The organism is Falsirhodobacter sp. alg1, assembly GCF_000739715.2.
GTDB lineage: Bacteria > Pseudomonadota > Alphaproteobacteria > Rhodobacterales > Rhodobacteraceae > Falsirhodobacter.
On the sequence record NZ_BBJC02000002.1, the window covers coordinates 126,101 to 148,269 of the forward strand.

The window sequence follows — 22,169 nt, forward strand, 5'->3', positions numbered from 1 at the left end:
CCGATGAAATTCGATCATCCCGCCACCGATGGCCCCGCTGACCGCCAGAACGTTCTGGGCAAACCCCACAAACGGATTGAGGGGCCGCTAAAGGTCACCGGTCGTGCGCCATATGCCTATGAACGCCACGATGTGGCCCCGAACCAGCTTGTTGGCTATCCGCTTGGGGCCGGTATTGCCAAAGGTCGGATTGTTGCCATGGATCTGGAGGCGGCCAAGGCTGCTCCCGGTGTTGTCGATATCCTTTCCACGCTGGATATGGAAACGCTGCCGGTTGCCGCAACAAATGTTGCCCCGCTGTTTGGCGGGGATGAGGTGCGGCATTACCATCAGGCCATCGCCCTTGTCATTGCCGAAACCTTTGAGCAGGCGCGCGCAGCAGCCCAGATGATCCGTGTGGAATATGCGGAGACCGTCGGTCGCTTCGATATGGCCACTGCCGATACGGAAGACGCGGATATTCCCAATATCGGTGATTTCGATACGGCTTTTGCCGAGGCCGAGGTCACGTCCGATCACACCTATACCACACCTGCGCAAAGCCATGCCATGATGGAGCCCCATGCCAGCATCGCACAGTGGCAGGGGGAAAAGCTGGTTGTCTGGACCTCTAACCAGATGATCAACTGGGCAAAGAAGGCTCTGGTCACCACGCTTTCGCTGGACCCTGAAAACGTACGGGTGGATTCGCCCTATATCGGCGGCGGTTTTGGCAGCAAGCTGTTCTTGCGGTCCGATGCCGTCATGGCCGCCCTGGCAGCAAAGAAGGTGGGGCAAGCCGTAAAGGTCAGCCTGCCGCGTCCCTTCATCTTCAACAATACGACGCACCGCTCTGCCACCGTGCAGCGCATCCGTATCGGCATGGCAAAGGACGGGCGGATCAAGGCCATCAGCCATGAAAACCTGTCGGGAACCCTGCCCGGCGGCGCAGGCGAGGACGCTACAAACCAGACGCGATATTTCTATGCCGGAGATCACCGCAAGTTCCTGAACAGGATTGCGACCATGGATTTGCCCGAGTCAAACGCCATGCGCGCACCGGGTGAGGCGTCTGGCCTCATGGCGCTTGAAATTGCTATGGATGAAGCGGCCGAGGCTGCCGGTATCGATCCGGTGCGGTTCCGCATCATCAATGACACGCAGGTGGATCCGGAAAACCCCGAACGCCGCTTTTCGCAACGTCATTTCATCGAATGTCTGGAACGTGGCGCCGCCGAGTTCGGCTGGGCGCCCACAGCACCTGCAATGCGGCGCGAAGGGCGCTGGCTGGTCGGGCAGGGCGTTGCGGGCGGATATCGCGGATCACCCGTCATGCCATCGGGCGCTCGGGTGCGTCTGCAACCCGATGGCCGCCTGATCGTGGAAACCGATATGACCGACATCGGCACCGGTAGCTATACCGTGTTGGGCCAGACTGCCGCCGAAATGCTGGGGCTTTCACTGGACAAGATCGAGGTCCTTCTCGGAGACTCGGCATTTCCCGTATCGGCGGGGTCGGGCGGGCAGTGGGGGGCAACATCCTCTACGGGAGGTGTCTATGCCGCCTGCATGGCGCTGCGTGAGCAGATCTCCAAGCAGATCGGGGCTGATGCCGATACGGTCGATTTCCGTGACGGGCTGGTCACCGCAGGCAACCGCACGATGACCCTGTCGGAGATTGCCGCGGGCAAGGAAATCATTGCCGAAGACAAGATGGAATTCGGCGAGTTTCGCAAGGAAGCCTATGAAGTTGCGACCTTCGCCTCTCATTTCGTGGAGGTGGCGGTGGATGCCTATACCGGCGAGGTCCGGCTGCGAAGGATGCTGGCCGTCTGTGATGCGGGACGCATCCTGAACCCGATCACGGCACGTAGTCAGGTGATCGGCGCCATGACAATGGGGGTCGGGGCCGCATTGATGGAACATATGGAACTGGACGCGACACGCGGCTTCTTCGCGAACCATGACCTTGCAGGGTATGAGGTGCCGGTTCACGCGGACATTCCGGATCAGGAGGTGATTTTCCTTGATACCGCGGATGCCGCATCATCCCCGCTAAAGGCAAAGGGCGTGGGGGAATTGGGTCTGTGCGGCGTTGCAGCGGCAATTGCCAATGCGGTGTATAATGCCACCGGCGTCCGTGTTCGTGATTATCCTGTAACTCTGGATAAAGTCATCGATCGCCTGCCCATGCCCGATGCCGGATGAACACCCGTTTTACAGCGGGCGTCGTTACTGTCGCCCAAGATGATTTTCCGATAGTGGCCCTTGCCAAAGGCGGGGCCGCTTTGGCCGTGATTGTCGGGATCGAGGGGACATCCTATCGCCCCCTGGGTGCGGCAATGGCAGTCGAGGCGGATGGACGTCGTACCGGCTCGCTTTCGTCCGGGTGCATTGATGGGGATGTTGCAGTGCATGCCCTTGCCGCCATGGCCGAAAACACGGTCCAGGTGCTCAGGTATGGGGCGGGATCACCGTTTCCGGATCTGCAATTGCCGTGCGGGGGTGGTCTGGATATTGCCATTATTCCCGCGCCGGATATGGCATCATTGCATAAAGTGGCAGATATTCTGAAGCAGCGAGAACCGGCGGATTTTATCTTACCGGACGCGGCTGGCGGATTGGCCCTTCGCATCGTTCCCGAATTGCGGTTCCTGGTGTTCGGCAAAGGGCCGGAGGCTGCCACCTTTGCGAACCTCGCCGATGCTGCCGGTTATTCAGTCAACTTGTTTTCACCGGATGCGGATATGGATGTGCCGTCTCGCCTGACACCTCGGGGGCTGAAACGGGCAGCTTGGCCCGAAGGTGTCCCGATCGATGACAGGACGGCGGTTCTGCTTTTTTTCCATGACCATGAATGGGAACCTGCCATTCTGGCACATGCCCTGTCATCACCGGCATTTTACATCGGGGCACAAGGAAGCTATGCTGCGCGTGAAAATCGGCGCATTGCCCTTATGGAAATTGGACTGTCGCAACAGCAGCTTGTACGGCTTGCCGATCCGTTCGGCATGATCCCCTCGGCGCGGGACCCGAGAACTCTGGCGGTCAGCGTCCTTGCGGATGTGTTGTCCAAAGCGCGCGAAGCATGAGGATAGGCGGACTGCTTTTGGCAGCAGGGGCCTCCAGACGGTTCGGGCGTGATGACAAGTTGCTGGCAAGGGTAAATGGCCAACCACTAGTGATGCATGCCGCGCGTCATCTGCTTGCACTAGGGCTGGAGCGGAGTATCGCGGTGGTTTCATCCGAAGCGGTGGCCAAGGTGGTAGCAGGCGTAATGCCCGTCATGCAGATCGCGCCGAACAAGGGACAGGGTGACAGTATTGCGGCCGGCATTACGGAATTGCAGTCAATGGACCGGGTTCTGATCGTTTTGGGTGATATGCCGTTTGTCACGGTACATGATATGCAGGCGGTATTGGCCTGCGACCCTGCGGCGCCATCATGTGTTATTGCGGGGAATATTATGATGCCACCGGCGGCATTTCCGGCGTCAAACTTTGATTATCTGGCGGGGCTTACGGGGGATAAAGGGGCCGGTTCGTTGCTGAAGAAGCTGCCGGCATCGTCTTTGGTATCTCTGCCATCCGAGCGGACGCGCGATATAGACCGCCCTTCCGATATAAAAGGCCCGGTATGAACCGGGCCTTTTCTGTATCAGCGTGGCTCTGACCGAAGCCCTTTGACCAGTGATACACATGCGATCAACAGGACGATCGTGAACGGGAACCCTGTTGAAACGGCCATGGCCTGCAAGGCAATCAGCCCGCCACCAAGCAACAGCGCGATCGCTACCAGTCCTTCGAACGTGGCCCAGAACACGCGCTGCGGTGTGGGCGCATTCATCTTGCCCCCGGCAGCAATCGTATCGATCACCAACGAGCCGGAATCGGACGAGGTGACGAAGAATACGATGACGAGGATAATCCCGACCAGCGATGTAATCGACGTCAGCGGCAATTGCGCCAGCATCTGGAACAACTGGATCTCAAGATCTGCATCCTGAACCTTGCTGATACCATCGACGACAACCTGGCTGATGGCAGTGCCGCCCAATGCTGTCATCCACAATGTCGAGACAATCGACGGGATCAGCAGCACAGCTATCAGGAACTCACGTACGGTCCGCCCGCGGCTAACGCGTGCGATGAACATGCCCACGAAGGGTGACCAGCTGATCCACCACGCCCAATAGAACGCGGTCCAGCCCTGACGGAAGTTATCGTCGGTCCGGCCGATGGGGTTCGACAGTTCCGGCAGATATTCGACATAGGCAAGCAGGTTGAGGAAGAAGCCGCGGAAGATTTGCAGCGTCGGCCCCACGATGATGATGAACGCGAGCAGGACCAATGCCAGGATCATATTGACCTCTGACAGCAGCTTTACGCCCTTATCCATACCAGCCATGACCGAGGCTGCCGCGATACCTGTGATGATGATGATCAGGAAGATGATCGTCGCCGTCGTGGAGGGGATTCCGAAAAGGAACTCCAATCCTGCCGATGCCTGCCGTGCCCCGACACCCAGCGAGGTGGACAGACCGAAGATCGTCGCGAAGATTGCCAGGATATCGATGATATGACCCGGCCAGCCCCAGACACGCTCTCCGATCAGGGGATAGAAGACGGAACGCAGCGTAAGCGGCAGACCCTTGTTATAGGCAAAGAGGGCCAGCGAAAGCGCAACGATCGCGTAGATCGACCAAGGGTGAATGGCCCAGTGGAAAATCGTAGCGGCCATGGCCAGCCGGCGCGAGCCTTCGGCATCGCCCACGGCACCGCCAAGCGGCGACCAGTCGGTCCGGACGCCATCGGCATTGAAAACCTCACCGCCAAATGCAGCGGTATAGTTCCCCAGCGGTTCGGATACACCATAGAACATGAGGCCAATGCCCATGCCAGCGGCAAACAACATCGCGAACCATGACAGATAGCTGTAATCGGGTCGGGCGTCAGGGCCACCAAGGCGGATCTTGCCCAGTGGCAATACAATCAACGCGATGCAGAGCAGCACGAAGATATTGGCCGAGGAAATGAAGAACCATGCAAGATTGCTGGTCAGAAAGTCCCTCAGGTTTGCGAATACCGGACCAAGAGTGGTCTGGAACGCCAGGGTCAGGAACGTGAACGCGACGATCCCGATGGCCGAGACGCTGAACACGACGTTGTGGATATCCATTTCGAAAACGAAACGGCGGCGGTAGCTGATATTGTCTTGACCGATATTATAATCGGTCTCGATAACTTCGGTTGGACCCTCGGGAGCCGGAACAGCGTCCGGCGACGGTGGCTCGACGGCGGTTTCGTTGTTTTCTGTCAAAAAAAGGTCCTTCTATGGTTTACGTCCCGTTCATGCTGCGGTGCGCGCATGTGACGCCTTGTGCGCGTGTTGTAGACTAATTTCGCCTATTTTCCAATAAGGCTTGGGAATTTCATAAGGTGGCTCGTAATCGGCAGCACTGAAAGCGGGCTTGAGAGGGTCCGGAAAAGCGTAGATTTTTCGGCGGAAAATGGCCGATGTTTGCGAGTGATGCTGCCCGCGGAAATCAATGATATTCTACAAATAATATTAAATAGTTACAGTTATATATACGATTATATTGATAGCTTGATACAACCGCGCATCGTCGTGCGGCCCGAAACAATTTCAAGTGCCGGATTCCGGGGGCAATATGTCGAAGATCAGGCATCGGAATAGTTGCCTTCAAGCCCCTCGTCGGTCCCGGATCCGGTGTCTTGCAGTGTCGTTCTGCAGGGTATTTTATCGGCGCAGGCCTATACAGGCGTAAATGTCGCCGTTATGGCAGTTCAGATAGATTTTTCCCTGACAAGAGGATCATATGGCGTTTTTGAAGCGGTTTGGCATCGACGGTTATATGATGCTGCTGATCCTAACCGTCATTCTGGGGGCCGTTCTTCCGGTCAGCGGGGTCGGGGCTGATATTCTGGGATACGTCAGCATTTTTGCCATCGCCCTGCTGTTTTTCCTTTACGGCGTACGAATGGATGCGTCCGAGGTGATGTCGGGCATGACGAACTGGCGCCTGCAGGGGTTGAGTTTCATCGCCACCTATCTGTTTTTTCCGATCATCGGGTTTGCCATCGCTGCCGTGATGCGCCCTGTTTTGGGCAATGAACTGGCTGTCGGCATTTTGTTTTTGTCGGTGCTGCCTTCGACCATCAATTCGTCAATCGCCTTTACGGGCATGGCAGGGGGGAATGTTTCGGGGGCTATATGTTCCGCCTCGGTATCGAACCTGATCGGGGTGGTCCTGACGCCAGCCTTGGCGGCGCTGGTATTGCATCAGGGTGGCGGCGTGGTAACGGCCGGGGCCGTGCTGAAAATCGCGGTCCAGATCCTGCTTCCCTTTGTGTTGGGGCAGTTGCTCCGTCCGGTCTTTGGCAGTTTCGTCAGAAAGCACAAGGTCATCACGATGGTCGTTGACCGCGGGGCGATCCTGCTGATTGTCTATGCTGCTTTCAGCGCTGGTACGGTTGCGGGCATCTGGTCATTGATCCCGCCGCTGACGCTCGTCCTGCTGTTTGCAACCATTGCGGTGTTTCTGGCAATCGCGATGCTGGCCATGCGGTTCATTGGTCGGGCGACCGGACTTCCTGCGCCCGATCGTGCCGCGCTGTTCTTCTGCGGGTCGACCAAAAGCCTTGCAAGTGGCCTGCCGATTGCGGCGGCATTGTTCGCGCCCGAGGTTATCGGCGTGACAATTCTGCCCGTCATGATGTTTCACCTGACCCAGCTGTTTGTCTGCGCGATGATCGCGCAGGGGGCGTCACGCAGGCTTGCGGCCGCCCAATGACATGTTCCGCTACGTTTTTCATCCTGAGGGACTGGAATATCGATAGCAGAGAATGCTAGCTCTGCCGCGTCGAAGGGCCACATGCGACCCCGACGCAGCAGAGGATCTTCATAATGCCAGCCTATCGCTCTCGTACGACGACGCACGGACGCAACATGGCCGGGGCCCGTGGCCTTTGGCGCGCGACCGGCATGAAGGACGGGGATTTCGGCAAGCCGATTATTGCCGTGGTCAACTCATTCACGCAATTTGTGCCGGGCCACGTGCATCTGAAGGATCTGGGCCAGCTGGTCGCGCGGGAGATCGAGGCCGCAGGCGGTGTGGCCAAGGAGTTCAATACCATCGCCGTGGATGATGGCATTGCCATGGGCCATGACGGGATGCTGTATTCGCTGCCCTCGCGAGAGATCATTGCGGATTCTGTGGAATATATGGTCAACGCGCATTGCGCGGATGCCATGGTCTGCATCTCCAACTGCGACAAGATCACCCCGGGTATGCTGAATGCGGCGATGCGGCTCAACATTCCGGCAGTTTTCGTATCCGGCGGGCCGATGGAGGCCGGCAAGGTTACGCTGAACGGCAAGACTCAGGTGCTGGATCTGGTCGATGCCATGGTCGCGGCGGCAGATGACCGCGTATCGGATGAGGATGTACAGACGATCGAGCGTTCCGCCTGTCCGACCTGCGGGTCCTGCTCGGGGATGTTTACCGCCAACTCCATGAACTGCCTGACCGAGGCGCTTGGTCTGTCACTCCCTGGCAACGGATCAACTCTGGCGACCCATTCGGACCGCAAGCAGCTGTTCCTGAACGCCGGACGCGTGGTGGTCGATATTGCCAAGCGGTACTACGAAAAAGAAGACACATCGGTATTGCCGCGCAACGTTGCCAACAAGCGTGCGTTCGAAAATGCGATGTCGCTGGATATTGCGATGGGCGGGTCCACGAACACCGTGTTGCATATCCTCGCCGCGGCACATGAAGGCGGGATCGATTTCGACATGTCCGATATCGATCGGCTGTCCCGGCGCGTTCCGTGTCTTTCCAAGGTGGCCCCTGCAAAAAGCGATGTGCATATGGAAGATGTGCACCGCGCCGGCGGGATCATGGCCATCCTTGGCCAGATGGAGCGTGGCGGTCTGATCCATCGCGATACCCCGACCGTCCATGCCCCGACACTGGGGGATGCGATCGATGAATGGGACATCAGCCGCACAACCAGCGAGAGCGTGCGCGAATTTTTCCGTGCAGCGCCCGGTGGCGTTCCGACCCAGGTTGCCTTCAGCCAAAGCGCACGTTGGGACGAGCTGGATCTGGACCGCACAGGCGGCGTCATCCGCTCGGTCGAGCATCCGTTTTCCCAAGACGGCGGTTTGGCGGTACTGAACGGCAATATCGCCTTGGACGGATGTATCGTCAAAACCGCCGGCGTTGACGATTCCATTCTGAAATTCACCGGCCCGGCAGTTGTGTATGAAAGCCAGGATGATGCAGTCAAAGGCATCCTCTCCAACAAGGTGAAAGCGGGCGATGTGGTCGTTATCCGCTATGAGGGGCCAAAGGGTGGGCCGGGAATGCAAGAAATGCTGTATCCGACCAGCTACCTGAAATCGAAAGGTCTGGGGAAGGACTGCGCCCTGATCACTGACGGCCGTTTTTCGGGCGGAACATCGGGGCTGTCCATCGGGCATGCCTCGCCCGAGGCGGCACAGGGCGGCATGATCGGCCTGGTCCGGGACGGGGATATCATCGAGATCGACATTCCGAACCGGACCATCAATCTGGCCGTCGATGCTGCCGAGCTGGAGTCGCGTCGCAAGGCGCAGGACGCGGCCGGTTGGAAGCCTGCCGCTCCGCGTAAACGCAATGTGACCACGGCGCTGAAGGCCTATGCCGCCTTTGCATCCTCGGCCGACCGGGGCGCTGTACGTATCTTGCCGGAATGAGGCCATGCACGGGGCGGGTTTTTGCCGGGCCCCGTGCTATTCTTCTGCGGGTATGAATGGCCCAGCTGCGAGGATTATCGACCATGCCCACACGAATTGATGATCCTGCCCATTCCGCCACCAAGGTGATTGCAGGGCGCTGCCTGGCACAAGAGGTGGCCGTGGCCATCAGCTATAATGCGACAACGCAGGCGGTGATGATGGCATCACCGATCGATCTGGAAGATTTTGCCTATGGCTTCTCGCTGACCGAAGGGTTGGCGGGCAGGGACGAGATTGAGGCCGTCGAGACCGTTAAGGTTCCGCGTGGAATTGATCTGCGCATATGGGTGACGCCCGCCGCCAACGCCCGACTGGCCGCGCGCCGCCGGATGATGACCGGTCCCGTCGGATGCGGCCTGTGCGGTATCGACACGTTGGAACAGGCGATGCGCAGCATGCCCCCGGTAACGGCTGATGTACGTATTACCCCGGAACAGATACATCAGGCGATGCGGGATCTGCCAAAACATCAGCCTTTGCATGATGCAACGCGCGCAGCCCATGCCGCAGGTGCATGGGATCCGGAGCGTGGGATTATTGCCGTGCGTGAGGATGTTGGCCGGCATAATGCGTTGGACAAACTGGCAGGGGCTTTGTCGCTTGGACAAACTCCGCCGTCTGCAATCCTGTTGACCAGCCGTCTGTCGCTGGACCTGATCCAGAAGGTGGCGGCTATCGGTGCGCCGGTGGTGGTTGCCGTATCCTCACCCACCGAACACGCCGTCACATTGGCGAATGAATTGGGCATAACGCTTATCGGGCAGGCGCGTCGGGATGGCTTTCACTGCTTTACCCATCCTACACGTCTCGTTGAACGATGAAGATTGTCTTTCTTGCCTTGGTTGCCGACCTATATGCCTGACAGAGCATAGTGCGCCGGAGAATACATATGACCGATCACAGCAACCGCGAGCAGGACCCGAACACCCCGTTTTACGATCAGCCGACAGGCGGCTGGGGGTCTGTTACCAGTGTATTGCGTCAGTTCGGGACCGGAAATGTCGGTCTGACAGCGCTTGATACCCTTTGGCGGCAGAACAAGCCGCGCGGACATATGTGTACCTCCTGTGCGTGGGCCAAGCCTGCCTCTCCCCACTTGGCTGAATTCTGTGAAAACGGGGCCAAGGCCACTGTCTGGGATCATACGAAGGACCGCTGCGGTCCGGACTTTTTTGCCACGCATACAGTGACCGAACTGCGCAGCTGGCGGGACCACGATCTGGAGAAAACAGGCCGCCTGACCCATCCCATGCGTTTTGACGCGGCAACCGATAGATACGTGGAAACCACATGGGATGAGGCGTTTACGGCGATCGGTTCATCCCTGCGCGCAATGGACCCGAAGAAAACCGTTTTCTATGCTTCCGGCCGGGCCAGCCTCGAGACCTCATATCTATGGGCATTATTTGCGCGCCTTTACGGACACAATAACCTGCCCGACAGTTCCAACATGTGCCACGAGACAACGAGTGTCGCGTTGAAGCAGAAAATCGGTTCACCGGTCGGTACCTGTATTCTGGATGATTTCGAGCATTGTGACATGATCATGTTCTTTGGTCAGAACACCGGATCGAACAGCCCGCGCTTTCTGCATCCCTTGCAGCAGGCGAAAAAGCGTGGTTGCAAGGTGGTGACCTTCAACCCTGTTCGTGAACGTGGTCTGATCGAATTCGCCAACCCCCAAAGCCCGACCGAGATGCTCAGCGGAAGCGGGACCAAAATTTCCGATATCTATCTGCAGGTGAAACCGGGCGGTGACATAGCGGCGATTGCCGGTATCGCCAAACATCTGTTCGATCTGCAGGACCGTTCTGGCAATATTCTGGATCAGGGTTTTCTGGCCGAACACACCCACGGGCTGGCCGAGTTCGAAGAATGGGCGCGGCAGATGGACTGGGATACGATTGAAAGCGTATCCGGCCTGACACGTGCCGAACTGGTGGAGGTGGCGGATATGTACGCAGCCTCCAACAAGGTGATCGGCGTTTATGGGATGGGTCTGACGCAGCACGTCCATGGGTCGCAATCCATCGGAATGCTGGTCAACCTGCTGCTGATGCGCGGCAATATCGGGCGGACAGGGGCCGGCATCTGCCCAGTTCGCGGCCATTCGAACGTGCAGGGTCAGAGGACCGTCGGTATCTCCGAAAAGCCGGAACTCGTGCCGCTGGACAAGATTGCCGAACAGTTCAGTTTTGAGCCGCCGCGCGATCATGGCATGACGACGGTCGATGTCGTGCAGGGTATATTGGATGGGGAGGTCACAGGTTTCCTGAGCCTTGGTGGCAACTTTGCGCGTGCTATCCCAGAACAGGGCTTGGCGGATCCGGCATGGGCCGGGCTGGGGCTGAACGTCCAGATCGCAACGAAGTTGAACCATTCGCATGTCCTTGTCGGCGATGGCGCGTGGTTGTTGCCCTGCCTTGTTCGTGGTGAGGTCGACAAACAAGCCGGCGGGCCACAAGCCGTGACGATGGAAGACAGCCTTAGCCACATTCATGGCTCAATCGGACGCAGGCCGCCGGCATCAGATGCATTGCTATCGGAAATTGCGATAATCGCCGGAATTGCAAAGGCTACCGTTGCGCCGAACCCAAAGGTGAAATGGGACGAATGGCAGGCCGATTACGGATTGATACGGGATCTGATTGCCGAAACCTATTCCGAGCAATTCTACGATTTCAATGATCGTATGTTCCAGCCAGGCGGTTTCTACCGTGGAAATTCAGCAAGAGAGCGAAACTGGAAGACGGAAACCGGCAAGGCTGAGTTTACCACACCCCCATCGGCAAGTGCCTTGGGCGAAATGGCTGGGAATGGTGTTTATACCCTGATTACAATGCGCTCCAACGATCAGTTCAACACAACTGTTTACGGTTATCGCGACCGTTTGCGTGGATTGAATACAGATCGCATGATCCTGCTGATGTCGCACAAGGATATTGAAGCGGAGGGTTTGACTGAAGGTCAGCGTGTAACGCTGGTTTCAACCTATGCCGATGGTGCATCGCGCAAATTGGGCGGGTTGAAGCTGACGGCATATGATCTGCCGTCCGGGTGCGTTGGCGCATATTATCCCGAAGCCAATGTTCTCGTTCCGCTTGGGCTATGCGACGAAGCGTCAAAAACACCGGCGTATAAAGGTGCGCCGGTACGTATTGAAGCAGATATGGCTGCTGCATAACGCGAAAACGGCTTATGGGGCCGAAATCTTCGGCGTGGACCTTTTGGCTATGGTCAATTAACACGGCCACCGATGACAGGAAGGTTCGGCCCCGTGAGCAGCGATAAACCGGAATTGGAACGCGTATCCAAATTATCAGTCGCGCCGATGATCGATTGGACAGATAGGCATTGCCGTGTCTTTCATCGGCAGCTGACACGACGTACGCGCCTGTTCACCGAAATGGTTGTTGATAAGGCAATCATTCATGGGCCTCGTGAACGGCTTTTGTCTTTCGATCCGGTGGAGCATCCTGTTGCCCTGCAGCTTGGCGGATCGGATCCCGAAACGTTGGCGCAAGCTACCGCATTCGCCAAACCTTTCGGCTATGACGAAATAAACCTGAATGTCGGATGCCCCTCTGATCGGGTTCAATCCGGCCTGTTCGGCGCTGTTCTGATGAAAGACCCTATGCGCGTGGCCGATTGCCTGCGCGCGATGACCGAAGCATCTGATGTGCCTGTCAGCGTAAAATGCCGGATTGGCGTTGACGATCAGGATCCAGAGGTCGTTCTGCCGGATTTTCTACGCCATGTTTCGGATGCCGGTATCACGCAGGTGACCATTCATGCCCGCAAAGCATGGTTGCAGGGATTGTCGCCCAAGGAAAATCGCGAAATCCCACCACTGGATTATGATATTGTTTTCAGGATGAAACAGGAATTCCCGCATCTTTCCATTGCGTTGAATGGGGGAGTAAAGACACTGGACGAAGCAAAAGCGCTGATCGATCGCGGTTTGGATGGTGTGATGATCGGTCGGGCCGCATATCAGGATCCGTCTATCCTGTCAGGGGCCGATGCCCTGTGGGGGGATGATCTTGCACCTGATACGGACGAGGTTCTTGCGTCAATGCGCCCTTACATTTCCAAACATTTGGCGCAAGGCGGGCGATTGAATCAAATTACGCGCCATATGCTTGGGTTGTTCAACGGACAGCCGGGTGCACGCCAATGGCGCAGGATATTGTCTGAAAATGCAACGCGGCCCGGCGCAGGCCTGGATATTCTGGATGAGGCCCAGGCCGCCGTGACCTCTGCCGCGCAATCAATTCCGCAGGACGTGTAGACGATCCAAGGCGCCCTGCAGAATATAACCTGCGGCGACATGGTCAATCACTTCGGCCCTTCGGCGGCGTGAGGTATCTGCCTCCAGAAGGGCGCGTTCAGCCGCAACCGTCGACAAACGCTCATCCCAAAAGCCGATTGGAAGGGGGGTCAGACGCGACAGGTTTCGGGCAAATGCGCGGGTTTTTTGTACCCGGGGGCCTTCGCTTCCATCCATGTTCAATGGCAAACCCAATATCAATCCGACAATGGATCGCTGCTTGGTGATGGCCAGCAGCTCTTCGGCGTCCACTGTGAATTTGGTACGACGGATCGTCAGAAGGGGCGATGCAATTTGCCGAAATGTGTCGGATACAGCAATCCCGATCGTTTTATCCCCGAAATCAAGGCCCGCGATTGCACCCATGGGGGGGAGGGATGCGGCAAAATCGTCAATCATTTTCGGCCTCTCTGATGGCTTCTTGTAGTTGTTCGTTATCGGGGTAGGCCACACTTGCCTTGTCGTATGCAAGGCGTGCATCCGAAGGACGGTCCAGTACACCATAAGAATGGATCAAGCGCGCCCACTCCTTTGCGCTTCCACCCGTATCATTCAGGCGCGCGGCGAGGCTCGCCACCATGCCCTCAATGGCTTCGGCCTGGCCATTGTTAGCCACAGCATCGTTTGCTGGCGGCGTCCAACGCTGACCTGCATGTGCTGCGATGGCGGGTAGGGCGGCCAATACGGATGCCCTCCATGGCGCATCACTTGATGCCACGTCCAGCGCATGGGTCCAGTCGCGAAATGCAAGGTCGTCACGGCCGCCCTGTGCCATTGCCAATCCGTGCAGATAGAGTGCTGTGGAATTGTCAGGATTGCGGCCAAGCGATTGTTTCAAAACATCTTCTGCTTCGGGAGAGATATATCCGCCTGCGGCCCGCGCCAACAGTTCAGCCAATGTACTATAGCTTGCGGCATCTGGCTCTGATTGCAGTCGGATAACATCCCGCTGTGCCTTGGCTGCTTCGGAAAAATGGCCAAGGGCCGCCTCATTTCGTGCCAAAAGCCGCTGTCCTTGCAGATCATCGGGGGAGTTTCGAACCGCAATGCGCAACTGATCGACAAGGGCCATCAACTGAGGATCAACATCTGGCGGGGAAGGGCGCGGGGCCTGGCTTTCCGCTTGGGCCTGAGTAGGGCGGTCGGCCCGCGACTGCTCTATCTGGGCAATCCGGTCGGTCAACGCCTCATCCGGATATCCCGGAACGCCGATACGAAGATATAGCGAAAACGCTCCGACAAGCCCAAGCACGGCAAGGGTTATGCCGATAAGAACGCCGCTTTTGCTGGAAACCGTTCCAACAGGCCGTACCTTGTCGGCATCAAGCAATCGACGGGAGATCTCGATCCGAATCCGCTCACCTTCGTCAACCGGGATCTTGCCAAGCGAGATATCCCGTTCAAGCTCGCTAAGCTGCTGGTGATAAACATCGATCGATGAAACATCGGATCTGGGTTGCGACATCAATGCCCGGATCAATGTCATGGTCACTACAAGGCCGATCAGACCTGCAATACTCCAGAACAGCCACATTGTCATGCCGCACCTCGATATTCGTTCACATAGTGCCGCTTACAGCATTACGAATTGTCATGATGTTTTCCCCATAAGCTTCTGGCTTATCGAAAGATCCACCTTTGAATACGGCCGACCCGGCGACCAGAACATCAGCTCCGGCTGCTGTTACCAAGGGTGCCGTGACGGGCGTAACGCCGCCATCGATCTCGATATGGATCGGACGATCACCAATCATCTTTCTCAGGTCGGAAACTTTTTGGACTTGCGACTGGATAAAGCTCTGTCCGCCAAAGCCCGGATTGACCGTCATCACGCAGACCAGATCAACCATGTCGAGCAGGTGGGATACTGCATCCAAACCCGTGCCGGGATTCAGGGCCAGACCGGCCTTGCAGCCGGCGTTACGAATGGCCTGTAGTGTGCGGTGGATATGCGGGCCGGCTTCGACATGGGCGGTGATGATATCGGCGCCAGCTTTGGCAAAGGCGTCAATATAAGGATCCACAGGCGCGATCATCAGGTGAACGTCCATGATGCCTTTGATATGTGGCCGCAGCGCGGCACAGGTCGCGGGGCCGAACGTGATGTTCGGCACGAAATGTCCGTCCATTACATCAACGTGGATCCAGTCAGCACCTTGTGCTTCCACAGCACGACATTCCGCACCAAAGGCGGAAAAGTCAGCTGCAAGAATGGAAGGCGCAATCTTTAATGAACGATCAAAACTCATGAAAAAATCTTCCCGCTATAGTCGGATATGATCCGATATGTCACATAATACAGATTACAGGATTTATATATCGGCATTACACGGCTTGCCCTGCAGCCCAGCCGGATGACCAGGCCCATTGAAAGTTATACCCGCCAAGCCAACCGGTTACGTCTACAACTTCACCTATGAAATATAGACCTGCGACATTGCGTGCTTCCAGCGTACGGGCGTCGAGATCATCGGTGTCGACGCCACCAAGCGTCACTTCTGCGGTGCGGTAGCCTTCGGTTCCCACGGGCTTCAGCGCCAGATCATGCACAAGTGTCGTAACATCGGCCAAGGCAGCGTTTGAAAGCGCCCCGATAGAGCTGGTAATCCCTAATCTTGCGTCAATATATCGTGCCAGCTTTTCCGGCAAATAGCGTGCCAAGGCCGTTCTTATGGCGATGCGCGGCTCTGACTGGCGCAAGGCGCGCAATGCAGCCTCCATGCCGCCAGCGGGCAGCAGATCAAGGCGCAGCACCTCTCCCTCACGCCAGTAGCTGCTGGCCTGCAGAATTGCTGGCCCGGATAGCCCGCGGTGTGTGAACAGCACAGGTTCCTGAAAGGTTGCGCCTGTCCGAACTTTTGCCTCCACAGCCACACCCGCCAAGGGGCGCAGATGTTCCAGCTCCTGTTCGGCAAAGGTCAGCGGCACAAGGCCTGGCCGAGTTTCGACGATCCGCAACCCGAACTGTTCCGCTATCTGGTATCCGAAGCCGGTGGCACCCATTTTGGGAATGGATTTTCCGCCCGTTGCCACCACGACTTTTTCTGCACGCACCAAACCGCGTGAGGTTTCAACCTCGAACCCTGCCCGGACATGCCGTATCTGCGTGTTCAGCCACAGCTGGGCGCCAGCTTCGTGCATTTCACGTGTCAGCATATTCACGATCTGGATTGCGGAGCCGTCGCAGAACAATTGCCCCAGCGTCTTTTCATGCCAGGAGATTCCCGCCTGATCCATCCGTTCGATGAAATCCCATTGCGTATAGCGCTTCAGGGCAGACAGGGCGAACCGAGGATTTCGCGAAATGAACCGTTCGGCCGTGATTCCAAGATTCGTGAAATTGCAACGCCCGCCCCCGGAGATACGGATCTTCTCACCCGGGGACTTGGCCTGATCGATAACCAGAACACTCCGGCCCCTGCGCGCAGCTTCGATGGCGCAGAACATGCCCGCAGCGCCCGCACCAAGAATGACGACATCCACTTTTTCCATGTCTTGGTCCTATATCTGCCGGACACTTTGGACAACGCGTGTTTTTTTTGCATTTTATCTCTTGCGGCCACCGAACAACCTGATTAGAAGCCGCTTCACAGAGTTGGGGCGTCGCCAAGTGGTAAGGCAGCGGTTTTTGGTACCGCCATTCGCAGGTTCGAATCCTGCCGCCCCAGCCAGTATTACCTAGATAATACTGACAAAAATATTTCCCAAATCAGTTATATGCGCCTCTTGTATCCGCTGTGGCTGCATGATCGAAAATGGCCGAACCCTTCGGCTCGGCCATGTGTTTCCATCCAGGCGGTGGTAGTGGCTTGAAAGGCTTCAGCGCCCCTCCAGAACCTCCAGCACCTTGTCACCGGGCACATCACCGGCAACGAAGGCATCGCCGATTCCGCGTGTCAGTATGAACCGCAGCTGGCCGTCGACCACCTTCTTGTCCTGTCCCATCAAGGACAGAAGTTCGTCCGCGTCGGGCAGATCGCCGTCGATGTCAGCCAATTTTGCCTTCATGCCCATAGCGTCCAGATGCGCGGCAAATCGCGACGGCGCTTCCTGAGGGCCGTAACCGAGCTTCCGGCTCAGCTCCAATGCCATCAGGCAGCCGATTGCGACCCCCTCCCCGTGCAGCAGCCTGTTGGAATAGCCTGTGGCCTTTTCCAGAGCATGGCAAAAGGTGTGCCCGAGGTTTAGCAGCGCACGATCCCCCTCTTCGGTTTCATCACGCGCAACGATCTCGGCCTTCATTTCCACGGAGCGACGCACGGCGTAGGTACGGCTGTCAGCATTACCGGCAAGTATCTCCGGCCCATGGGCCTCCAGCCATTCGAAGAATGCGGCATCTCCCAGCAGCCCGTATTTTACGACCTCACCATAGCCTGCCCGCAGTTCCCGCAGCGAAAGGCTTTGAAGCGCATCGATATCGGCCAGAACCAGGCTTGGTTGATGGAAGGCCCCCACTAGGTTCTTGCCTTGGGTGGTATTGATACCTGTTTTGCCGCCGACCGAACTGTCAACCATCGCCAACAAGGAGGTCGGGATTTGTACGAATCGCACACCACGACGCAAAACAGACGCGGCAAAACCCACCAGATCGCCGATCACGCCGCCGCCAAGGGCGATGACGACATCGCGCCGCTCTACCTTCCGGTCCAGCAGCCATTCGACGGTACGGGTGAATTCGGGCCAGCTCTTGGTTGATTCACCATGGGGCAGGATCAGCGTTTCATGGGCAATGCCCTGAGCCTCCAACCCGGCCTGCAATCGGGGAAGCTGGTTTCGGGCAACATTGTCGTCCGTAACGATCACTACACGCTGGCGCCGCAGCAGCGGCGCGATATGCACGCCTGCCGTGTCGATCAGGCCACTGCCGATCCTCACCTCATAGCTGCGGGAACCAAGAGCTACGGGGATGATATGCATTCAACTCTCCAAAACGTCGGGGCGCGTCTGCAGTGCCTCACGCACGCGGCGCGCCATCATATCGATTGACATGTCGGGCGCGGACGCCACGACAAGCGAAGCCTCGCTATAGGCCCCTTCCCGCGATGCCAGCAGATCAGCCAGCGTCTGACGCGGGTTTTCCGTCCGAAGCAAGGGGCGCGTATTCTTGTGGCGCACCCTTTGCCACAACAGTTCCAGATCTGCCTGCAGCCATACGGACACGCCGTTTTCGGCGATCAGCGCGCGGTTGGTTTCCGATAGAAAGGCACCGCCGCCTGTTGACAGGACCACCGGTGAACCACGCAGCAGACGCGCCAGAACCTGGCTTTCCTTGGCGCGAAAGAATTCCTCGCCGTGCCGGGCAAATATATCGGCAATGGTCGTATTGGCCGCGCGCACAATTTCGTCATCGGTATCAACGAACGGTACTCGTAACTGCCGTGCAAGTTGCGTTCCAACGGCAGTTTTCCCTGCCCCCATCATGCCCACAAGCACGACCGTCTTTTTCAGTCGGCCCACGTCCCAGTGCCTCCCCTGCAACTGTTTTGATGCCGCATCGCTGGCCGAGTGCGGCAATATAGGGTAATGGCGTGATCCTAAGGCAAATGCCATATATAATCGCAATTTCGCCATAATGGCGCATGACGGCTGAGGGACAGGCAATGGGGTTCATTCTTAAATTGGTGCTGGTTCTTGTAATTCTGGCTTTTGCCGCGCTGGTTGCCTTTGCCTATGTGGGCGATCTTCGCGCGCCGCAGGCCGAAGTGACGCAGCCGGTGACGCTGGATGCGCAATAGCGCCAGCTTGGCCCTTGTTCTATTTCTGGTTCCGGCGCGGCTGTTCGCCGAATCGCCGCTGTCGGCCATTGACTGGCTGACGCAAAGCCCGCCCACCCCGTCACAGGCTGAACAGCCGCAGCCGGGGCTCAGTGCCATGCCCGGCAATGTGGCGACCGCACCGCTTGATACGGCGGATGTGGATGCGGCGGGCCTGTTGACCCCGCGACAGACGGGCTTGCCACAGAACCTGTGGGGCCCGGGCCGGGCCGATGACATTGCGGAACGCGTCGCCACGGCCCCTGCAAATTCCCTGCCCGCAGTACATGAATTGACGATGTCGCTGCTTCTGGCAGAAGCCTGGCCGCCCGGAGATCAGGGACGGCCCGGTACGCTATTTTTTGCCCGCGTCGACAAACTGGTCCAGCTGGGCGCCCTGGATCAGGCTCAAGCCCTGCTTGACGTGTCCGGCGCACGCGGGGCCGAGGCCTTCCGCAGGCGCTTTGACATTGCTCTGCTGCAAGGCACCGAAACGCGGGCCTGCGGTGTTCTGAATGCCGCACCACAATTGGCGCCGGGATATCCGGCCCGCATTTATTGTCTCGCCCGCTCCGGGGATTGGCAGGCCGCCGCGACAATACTCCATTCGGCGCGGACGCTTGGGATCATTGATTCCAGCGAATCCGATCTGATTGCGCGCTTTCTGGACCCCGACCTTTTTGAGGGGGAGCCATCTCTGTCCCCGCCACAGCGTCCGACGCCGATAGACTGGCGGATGTTCGAGGCAATCGGAGAACCGTTGCCCACATTCACCCTGCCGATCGCATTCGCCCATGCCGAACTGCGCGATACCGCCGGATGGAAAGCGCAAATAGAAGCGGCAGAGCGTTTGGCCCATGCCGGCGTTCTGGATCCGAACCAGCTGCTTGATTTCTACACCCGCCAGTCACCGGCAGCATCGGGCGGATTATGGGATCGTGTGGCGGCCATACAGGCACTAGATTCCGCAATTGCGGCCAAGGATACGCGCCTAGTGGCACAGGCCTTGCCCATTGCCTTCAGCCAGATGCAGCGCGCCGAGCTGGAAGTGACACTTGCACGCATCTATGCCGAGGCGCTGGTCGATCTGCCGTTGACAGGAGAAGCGGCCTCGTTTGCGTTCAGGCTCGGGTTGATCGCGGATCTTGATCCGTCCGCTCTGCAACACATTCAGCCTCGCGATGCCGAAGAGCGTTTCCTGTGGGCCTTGTTTCAGGGAAACCCGGGCAGCGTACCATCAATTGACGGTCTGTCGCGCGCGATAACCGCAGCAACCACCGGCAAGGGCCTATCGGACGAGGCGGCCGACCTTTTGGCGCGTCATCGCCAAGGCGAGGCCATTCTCTATGCAGTGGACCGGATCTCTCGTGGCATACAGGGGGATCTGCGTGGTGTTACCGAAGGCTTGGCGACCTTGCATGCCTTGGGGATGGAGCCTGCGGTGCGGAAGATCGCGCTGCAGATGATGATTCTCGATCGGCGGGGCTGAAAAATGGACGAACGCTGGATCTCGGTTTTTCTGGATGCGCAGGCTGCCGAGGCAGGTGCTGCCCGCAATACCCTGCTGGCCTATGGCCGGGACTTGCGGGATTTCGCGGGGTGGCTCGCCCGCCGCAACAGCGATTTCGCCTGCGCCACACGGGAGATGATAGAGGATTACCTGATTTTCTGCGATGCACAGGGGCTGTCCGTGTCTACCCGCGCCCGCCGTCTTGTCGCGATACGGCAACTTTACCGTTTTGCCCATGAGGACGGATTAAGGGCGGATGACCCCTCACTTCGCCTCAAGGGGCCGGGCCAGTCCAAACGCTTGCCTGGAACCCTATCGCTTGACGAGGTGGAGCGCCTTCTGGAGGTCGCCCGCGATACGGGCCGAAGCGATGCCGTACAGATGCGGAACCGCTGCTTGATGGAGCTGCTCTATGCCACGGGTATGCGGGTATCGGAACTTGTGGAACTGACGCTGACCGCTGCAAAGGGTAATCCGGAAATGCTGCTGGTGCGTGGCAAAGGCGGGAAAGAACGCCTTGTCCCCCTTTCACCCCCGGCAAAAGAGGCTTTGACAGTCTGGGTTGCAGAGCGCGAGGCCGAGGACGCACGCTTGCTCAGGGACGGGAACAGCCCATCACGGTTTCTGTTTCCGGGTGGCGGTGTCACCGGCCACCTCACGCGTGAGCATTTCTTTCGTATGGTTCAGAAGATGGCGGTGGCGGCCGGCATATCACCCAGTCGTGTGACGCCGCACAAGTTGCGACACGCCTTTGCCACGCATCTGTTGGCAGGCGGCGCGGATCTGCGCAGTATTCAGACCATGCTTGGCCACGCTGATATCGGCACGGTGGAAATATATACGCATGTGGTGGATCAGCAAATGCGCGATCTTGTCCTGAACCACCATCCCTTGGCAAAACCCGAGGATGATCTGTGATTTGTGATAAGAGTTGACGTCTGCGCAGCAATTGAGTAATTTTCAAGCAATAAGTCGGCCAGTCCGACAGGGAGATAATAAATAGAGAAAGGGATCAGCTGGTGCTGGTCCCTTTTTCTATCTTGGGGCCGGACGTATGGTGCAGGTGAAAGATTAACCCTGACAGGGGTCATCTTGCGTGATAAACACGCCGCGAAACCAGTCCGAGGACCGATACTAATGTCCAAACCGCTTTCCCACCTTATGGCGCTGACCTTGGCAGTTGGCCTTGCCCAAGGCGCCAGCGCACAAACGACCCCTGCCCCGGAATCACCCGTGGCACCTGCGGCCCCCGCAGCGCCGACGGCGGATGGAGACGCAGCCACTGCCCAAGGATTGAGCATGGGCCAAGCGCCCGCCGAAGATCCGATGCGCATCGTTGCGAAATTCGAAAAATGGGAACAGCGCTGCATTTCGGACGGAAGCGGTAAGGAACGCTGCCAGCTGTACCAATTGCTGCAGGATAATCAGAACAACAGCGTAGCTGAATTCAGCCTGTTCAACCTGCCTGCCGGCAGCCAGGCCGCAGCGGGCGCGACCATCATCGTACCGTTGGAAACGCTGCTGACAGCAAACCTGACAATGAAGATCGATAGCGCGCCGCCGAAGGTCTATCCCTTCACCTGGTGCAGCGAAATCGGTTGCGTAGCCCGCATCGGCTTTACCCAGGCTGAAGTGGACAGCCTGAAGCGTGGCTCCAAGGTATTGCTGACTATCGTTCCGGTGGTTGCACCCGACCAGAAGGTGGAACTTGACGTGTCGCTGACAGGCTTTACCGCCGGGTACGAAGCGGTAATCGCGGCCAACGCCCAATAAAGGCAAAGCCCCGGAAAAT

19 protein-coding genes and 1 tRNA gene are annotated in these 22,169 nt (G+C 57.9%); 13 read left to right on the top strand and 7 right to left on the bottom strand.

The annotated features are described in order from the left end of the window. Positions 1-3: 3 nt before the first annotated feature. From paoC to TR36_RS04800, 3 genes are read left to right on the top strand one after another with little or no spacing between them, the layout of a single operon-like run. A complete protein-coding gene (paoC, locus tag TR36_RS04790) occupies positions 4-2,187 on the top strand; it encodes an aldehyde oxidoreductase molybdenum-binding subunit PaoC (RefSeq protein WP_062762548.1) in 2,184 nt (727 codons plus the stop codon). Further along, entirely contained in the window at positions 2,184-3,071 is an 888-nt protein-coding gene (locus TR36_RS04795; RefSeq protein ID WP_062762550.1) for an XdhC family protein, read from the top strand. Before paoC ends, TR36_RS04795 begins: the two co-directional genes overlap by 4 nt. Continuing rightward, positions 3,068-3,619 (top strand): NTP transferase domain-containing protein, encoded by a 552-nt coding sequence (locus tag TR36_RS04800; protein ID WP_082714857.1) that lies wholly within the window; start codon positions 3,068-3,070, stop codon positions 3,617-3,619. Before TR36_RS04795 ends, TR36_RS04800 begins: the two co-directional genes overlap by 4 nt. Positions 3,620-3,636: 17 nt before the next feature. On the opposite strand, the gene TR36_RS04805 is transcribed toward TR36_RS04800, so the two are convergent. After that, positions 3,637-5,298 carry a BCCT family transporter gene (locus TR36_RS04805; protein WP_045389725.1) on the bottom strand — a complete coding sequence of 554 codons (1,662 nt, stop codon included), beginning with the start codon at positions 5,296-5,298 and terminating at the stop codon, positions 3,637-3,639. 520 nt (positions 5,299-5,818) lie between these two features. Between TR36_RS04805 and TR36_RS04810 the strand changes: the two genes are divergently transcribed. The 5 genes from TR36_RS04810 to dusA all read left to right on the top strand — a co-directional run bounded on the left by TR36_RS04810 (position 5,819) and on the right by dusA (position 13,075). After that, positions 5,819-6,793, top strand: a complete 975-nt coding sequence (locus TR36_RS04810; RefSeq protein WP_062762552.1) for a bile acid:sodium symporter family protein — start codon at positions 5,819-5,821, stop codon at positions 6,791-6,793. 113 nt (positions 6,794-6,906) lie between these two features. Beyond that, a complete protein-coding gene (gene ilvD, locus TR36_RS04815; protein ID WP_062762555.1) occupies positions 6,907-8,742 on the top strand; it encodes a dihydroxy-acid dehydratase in 1,836 nt (611 codons plus the stop codon). Positions 8,743-8,825: 83 nt separating this feature from the next. After that, positions 8,826-9,605: a formate dehydrogenase accessory sulfurtransferase FdhD gene (fdhD, locus tag TR36_RS04820; RefSeq protein WP_045389721.1), complete on the top strand. Its 780-nt coding sequence runs from the start codon at positions 8,826-8,828 to the stop codon at positions 9,603-9,605. Between the two features lie 68 nt (positions 9,606-9,673). After that, positions 9,674-11,968 carry an FdhF/YdeP family oxidoreductase gene (locus TR36_RS04825; RefSeq protein WP_045389719.1) on the top strand — a complete coding sequence of 765 codons (2,295 nt, stop codon included), beginning with the start codon at positions 9,674-9,676 and terminating at the stop codon, positions 11,966-11,968. 72 nt (positions 11,969-12,040) lie between these two features. Next, on the top strand, positions 12,041-13,075 hold the full coding sequence (gene dusA / locus TR36_RS04830) for a tRNA dihydrouridine(20/20a) synthase DusA (protein ID WP_082714858.1): 1,035 nt from the start codon (positions 12,041-12,043) through the stop codon (positions 13,073-13,075). Here dusA and ruvX read toward each other — a convergent pair. The 4 genes from ruvX to TR36_RS04850 form a co-directional block, all read right to left on the bottom strand. Continuing rightward, positions 13,055-13,513, bottom strand: a complete 459-nt coding sequence (gene ruvX, locus TR36_RS04835) for a Holliday junction resolvase RuvX (protein WP_062762559.1) — start codon at positions 13,511-13,513, stop codon at positions 13,055-13,057. The two genes, dusA and ruvX, sit on opposite strands and share 21 nt — an antisense overlap. Then, on the bottom strand, positions 13,506-14,654 hold the full coding sequence (gene ccmI / locus TR36_RS04840; protein WP_082714859.1) for a c-type cytochrome biogenesis protein CcmI: 1,149 nt from the start codon (positions 14,652-14,654) through the stop codon (positions 13,506-13,508). The genes ruvX and ccmI overlap by 8 nt, the downstream gene beginning before the upstream one ends. A 19-nt stretch (positions 14,655-14,673) precedes the next feature. Then, positions 14,674-15,363 carry a ribulose-phosphate 3-epimerase gene (gene rpe, locus TR36_RS04845; RefSeq protein WP_045389712.1) on the bottom strand — a complete coding sequence of 230 codons (690 nt, stop codon included), beginning with the start codon at positions 15,361-15,363 and terminating at the stop codon, positions 14,674-14,676. Positions 15,364-15,439: 76 nt separating this feature from the next. Further along, complete coding sequence (locus TR36_RS04850; protein WP_045389709.1) at positions 15,440-16,606, bottom strand: NAD(P)/FAD-dependent oxidoreductase; 1,167 nt, start codon at positions 16,604-16,606, stop codon at positions 15,440-15,442. Between the two features lie 104 nt (positions 16,607-16,710). Here TR36_RS04850 and TR36_RS04855 point away from each other — a divergent pair. Beyond that, a tRNA-Gln gene (locus TR36_RS04855) sits at positions 16,711-16,785 on the top strand. A 148-nt stretch (positions 16,786-16,933) separates the two neighbouring features. Here TR36_RS04855 and aroB read toward each other — a convergent pair. Beyond that, positions 16,934-18,031 carry a 3-dehydroquinate synthase gene (gene aroB, locus TR36_RS15450; RefSeq protein ID WP_062762563.1) on the bottom strand — a complete coding sequence of 366 codons (1,098 nt, stop codon included), beginning with the start codon at positions 18,029-18,031 and terminating at the stop codon, positions 16,934-16,936. Beyond that, positions 18,032-18,571, bottom strand: a complete 540-nt coding sequence (locus TR36_RS15455; protein WP_045389702.1) for a shikimate kinase — start codon at positions 18,569-18,571, stop codon at positions 18,032-18,034. 143 nt (positions 18,572-18,714) lie between these two features. Here TR36_RS15455 and TR36_RS16330 point away from each other — a divergent pair, with 143 nt between their 5' ends. The 4 genes from TR36_RS16330 to TR36_RS04880 all read left to right on the top strand — a co-directional run bounded on the left by TR36_RS16330 (position 18,715) and on the right by TR36_RS04880 (position 22,150). Next, positions 18,715-18,849 (top strand): hypothetical protein, encoded by a 135-nt coding sequence (locus TR36_RS16330; protein WP_255357345.1) that lies wholly within the window; start codon positions 18,715-18,717, stop codon positions 18,847-18,849. Beyond that, positions 18,839-20,356 (top strand): hypothetical protein, encoded by a 1,518-nt coding sequence (locus tag TR36_RS04870; protein WP_062762565.1) that lies wholly within the window; start codon positions 18,839-18,841, stop codon positions 20,354-20,356. Before TR36_RS16330 ends, TR36_RS04870 begins: the two co-directional genes overlap by 11 nt. Before the next feature lie 3 nt (positions 20,357-20,359). After that, positions 20,360-21,295, top strand: a complete 936-nt coding sequence (locus TR36_RS04875; protein WP_045389697.1) for a tyrosine recombinase — start codon at positions 20,360-20,362, stop codon at positions 21,293-21,295. 219 nt (positions 21,296-21,514) lie between these two features. Next, positions 21,515-22,150, top strand: coding sequence for an invasion associated locus B family protein (locus tag TR36_RS04880; RefSeq protein ID WP_045389694.1), 636 nt, complete (start codon positions 21,515-21,517; stop codon positions 22,148-22,150). Positions 22,151-22,169: the final 19 nt, after the last annotated feature.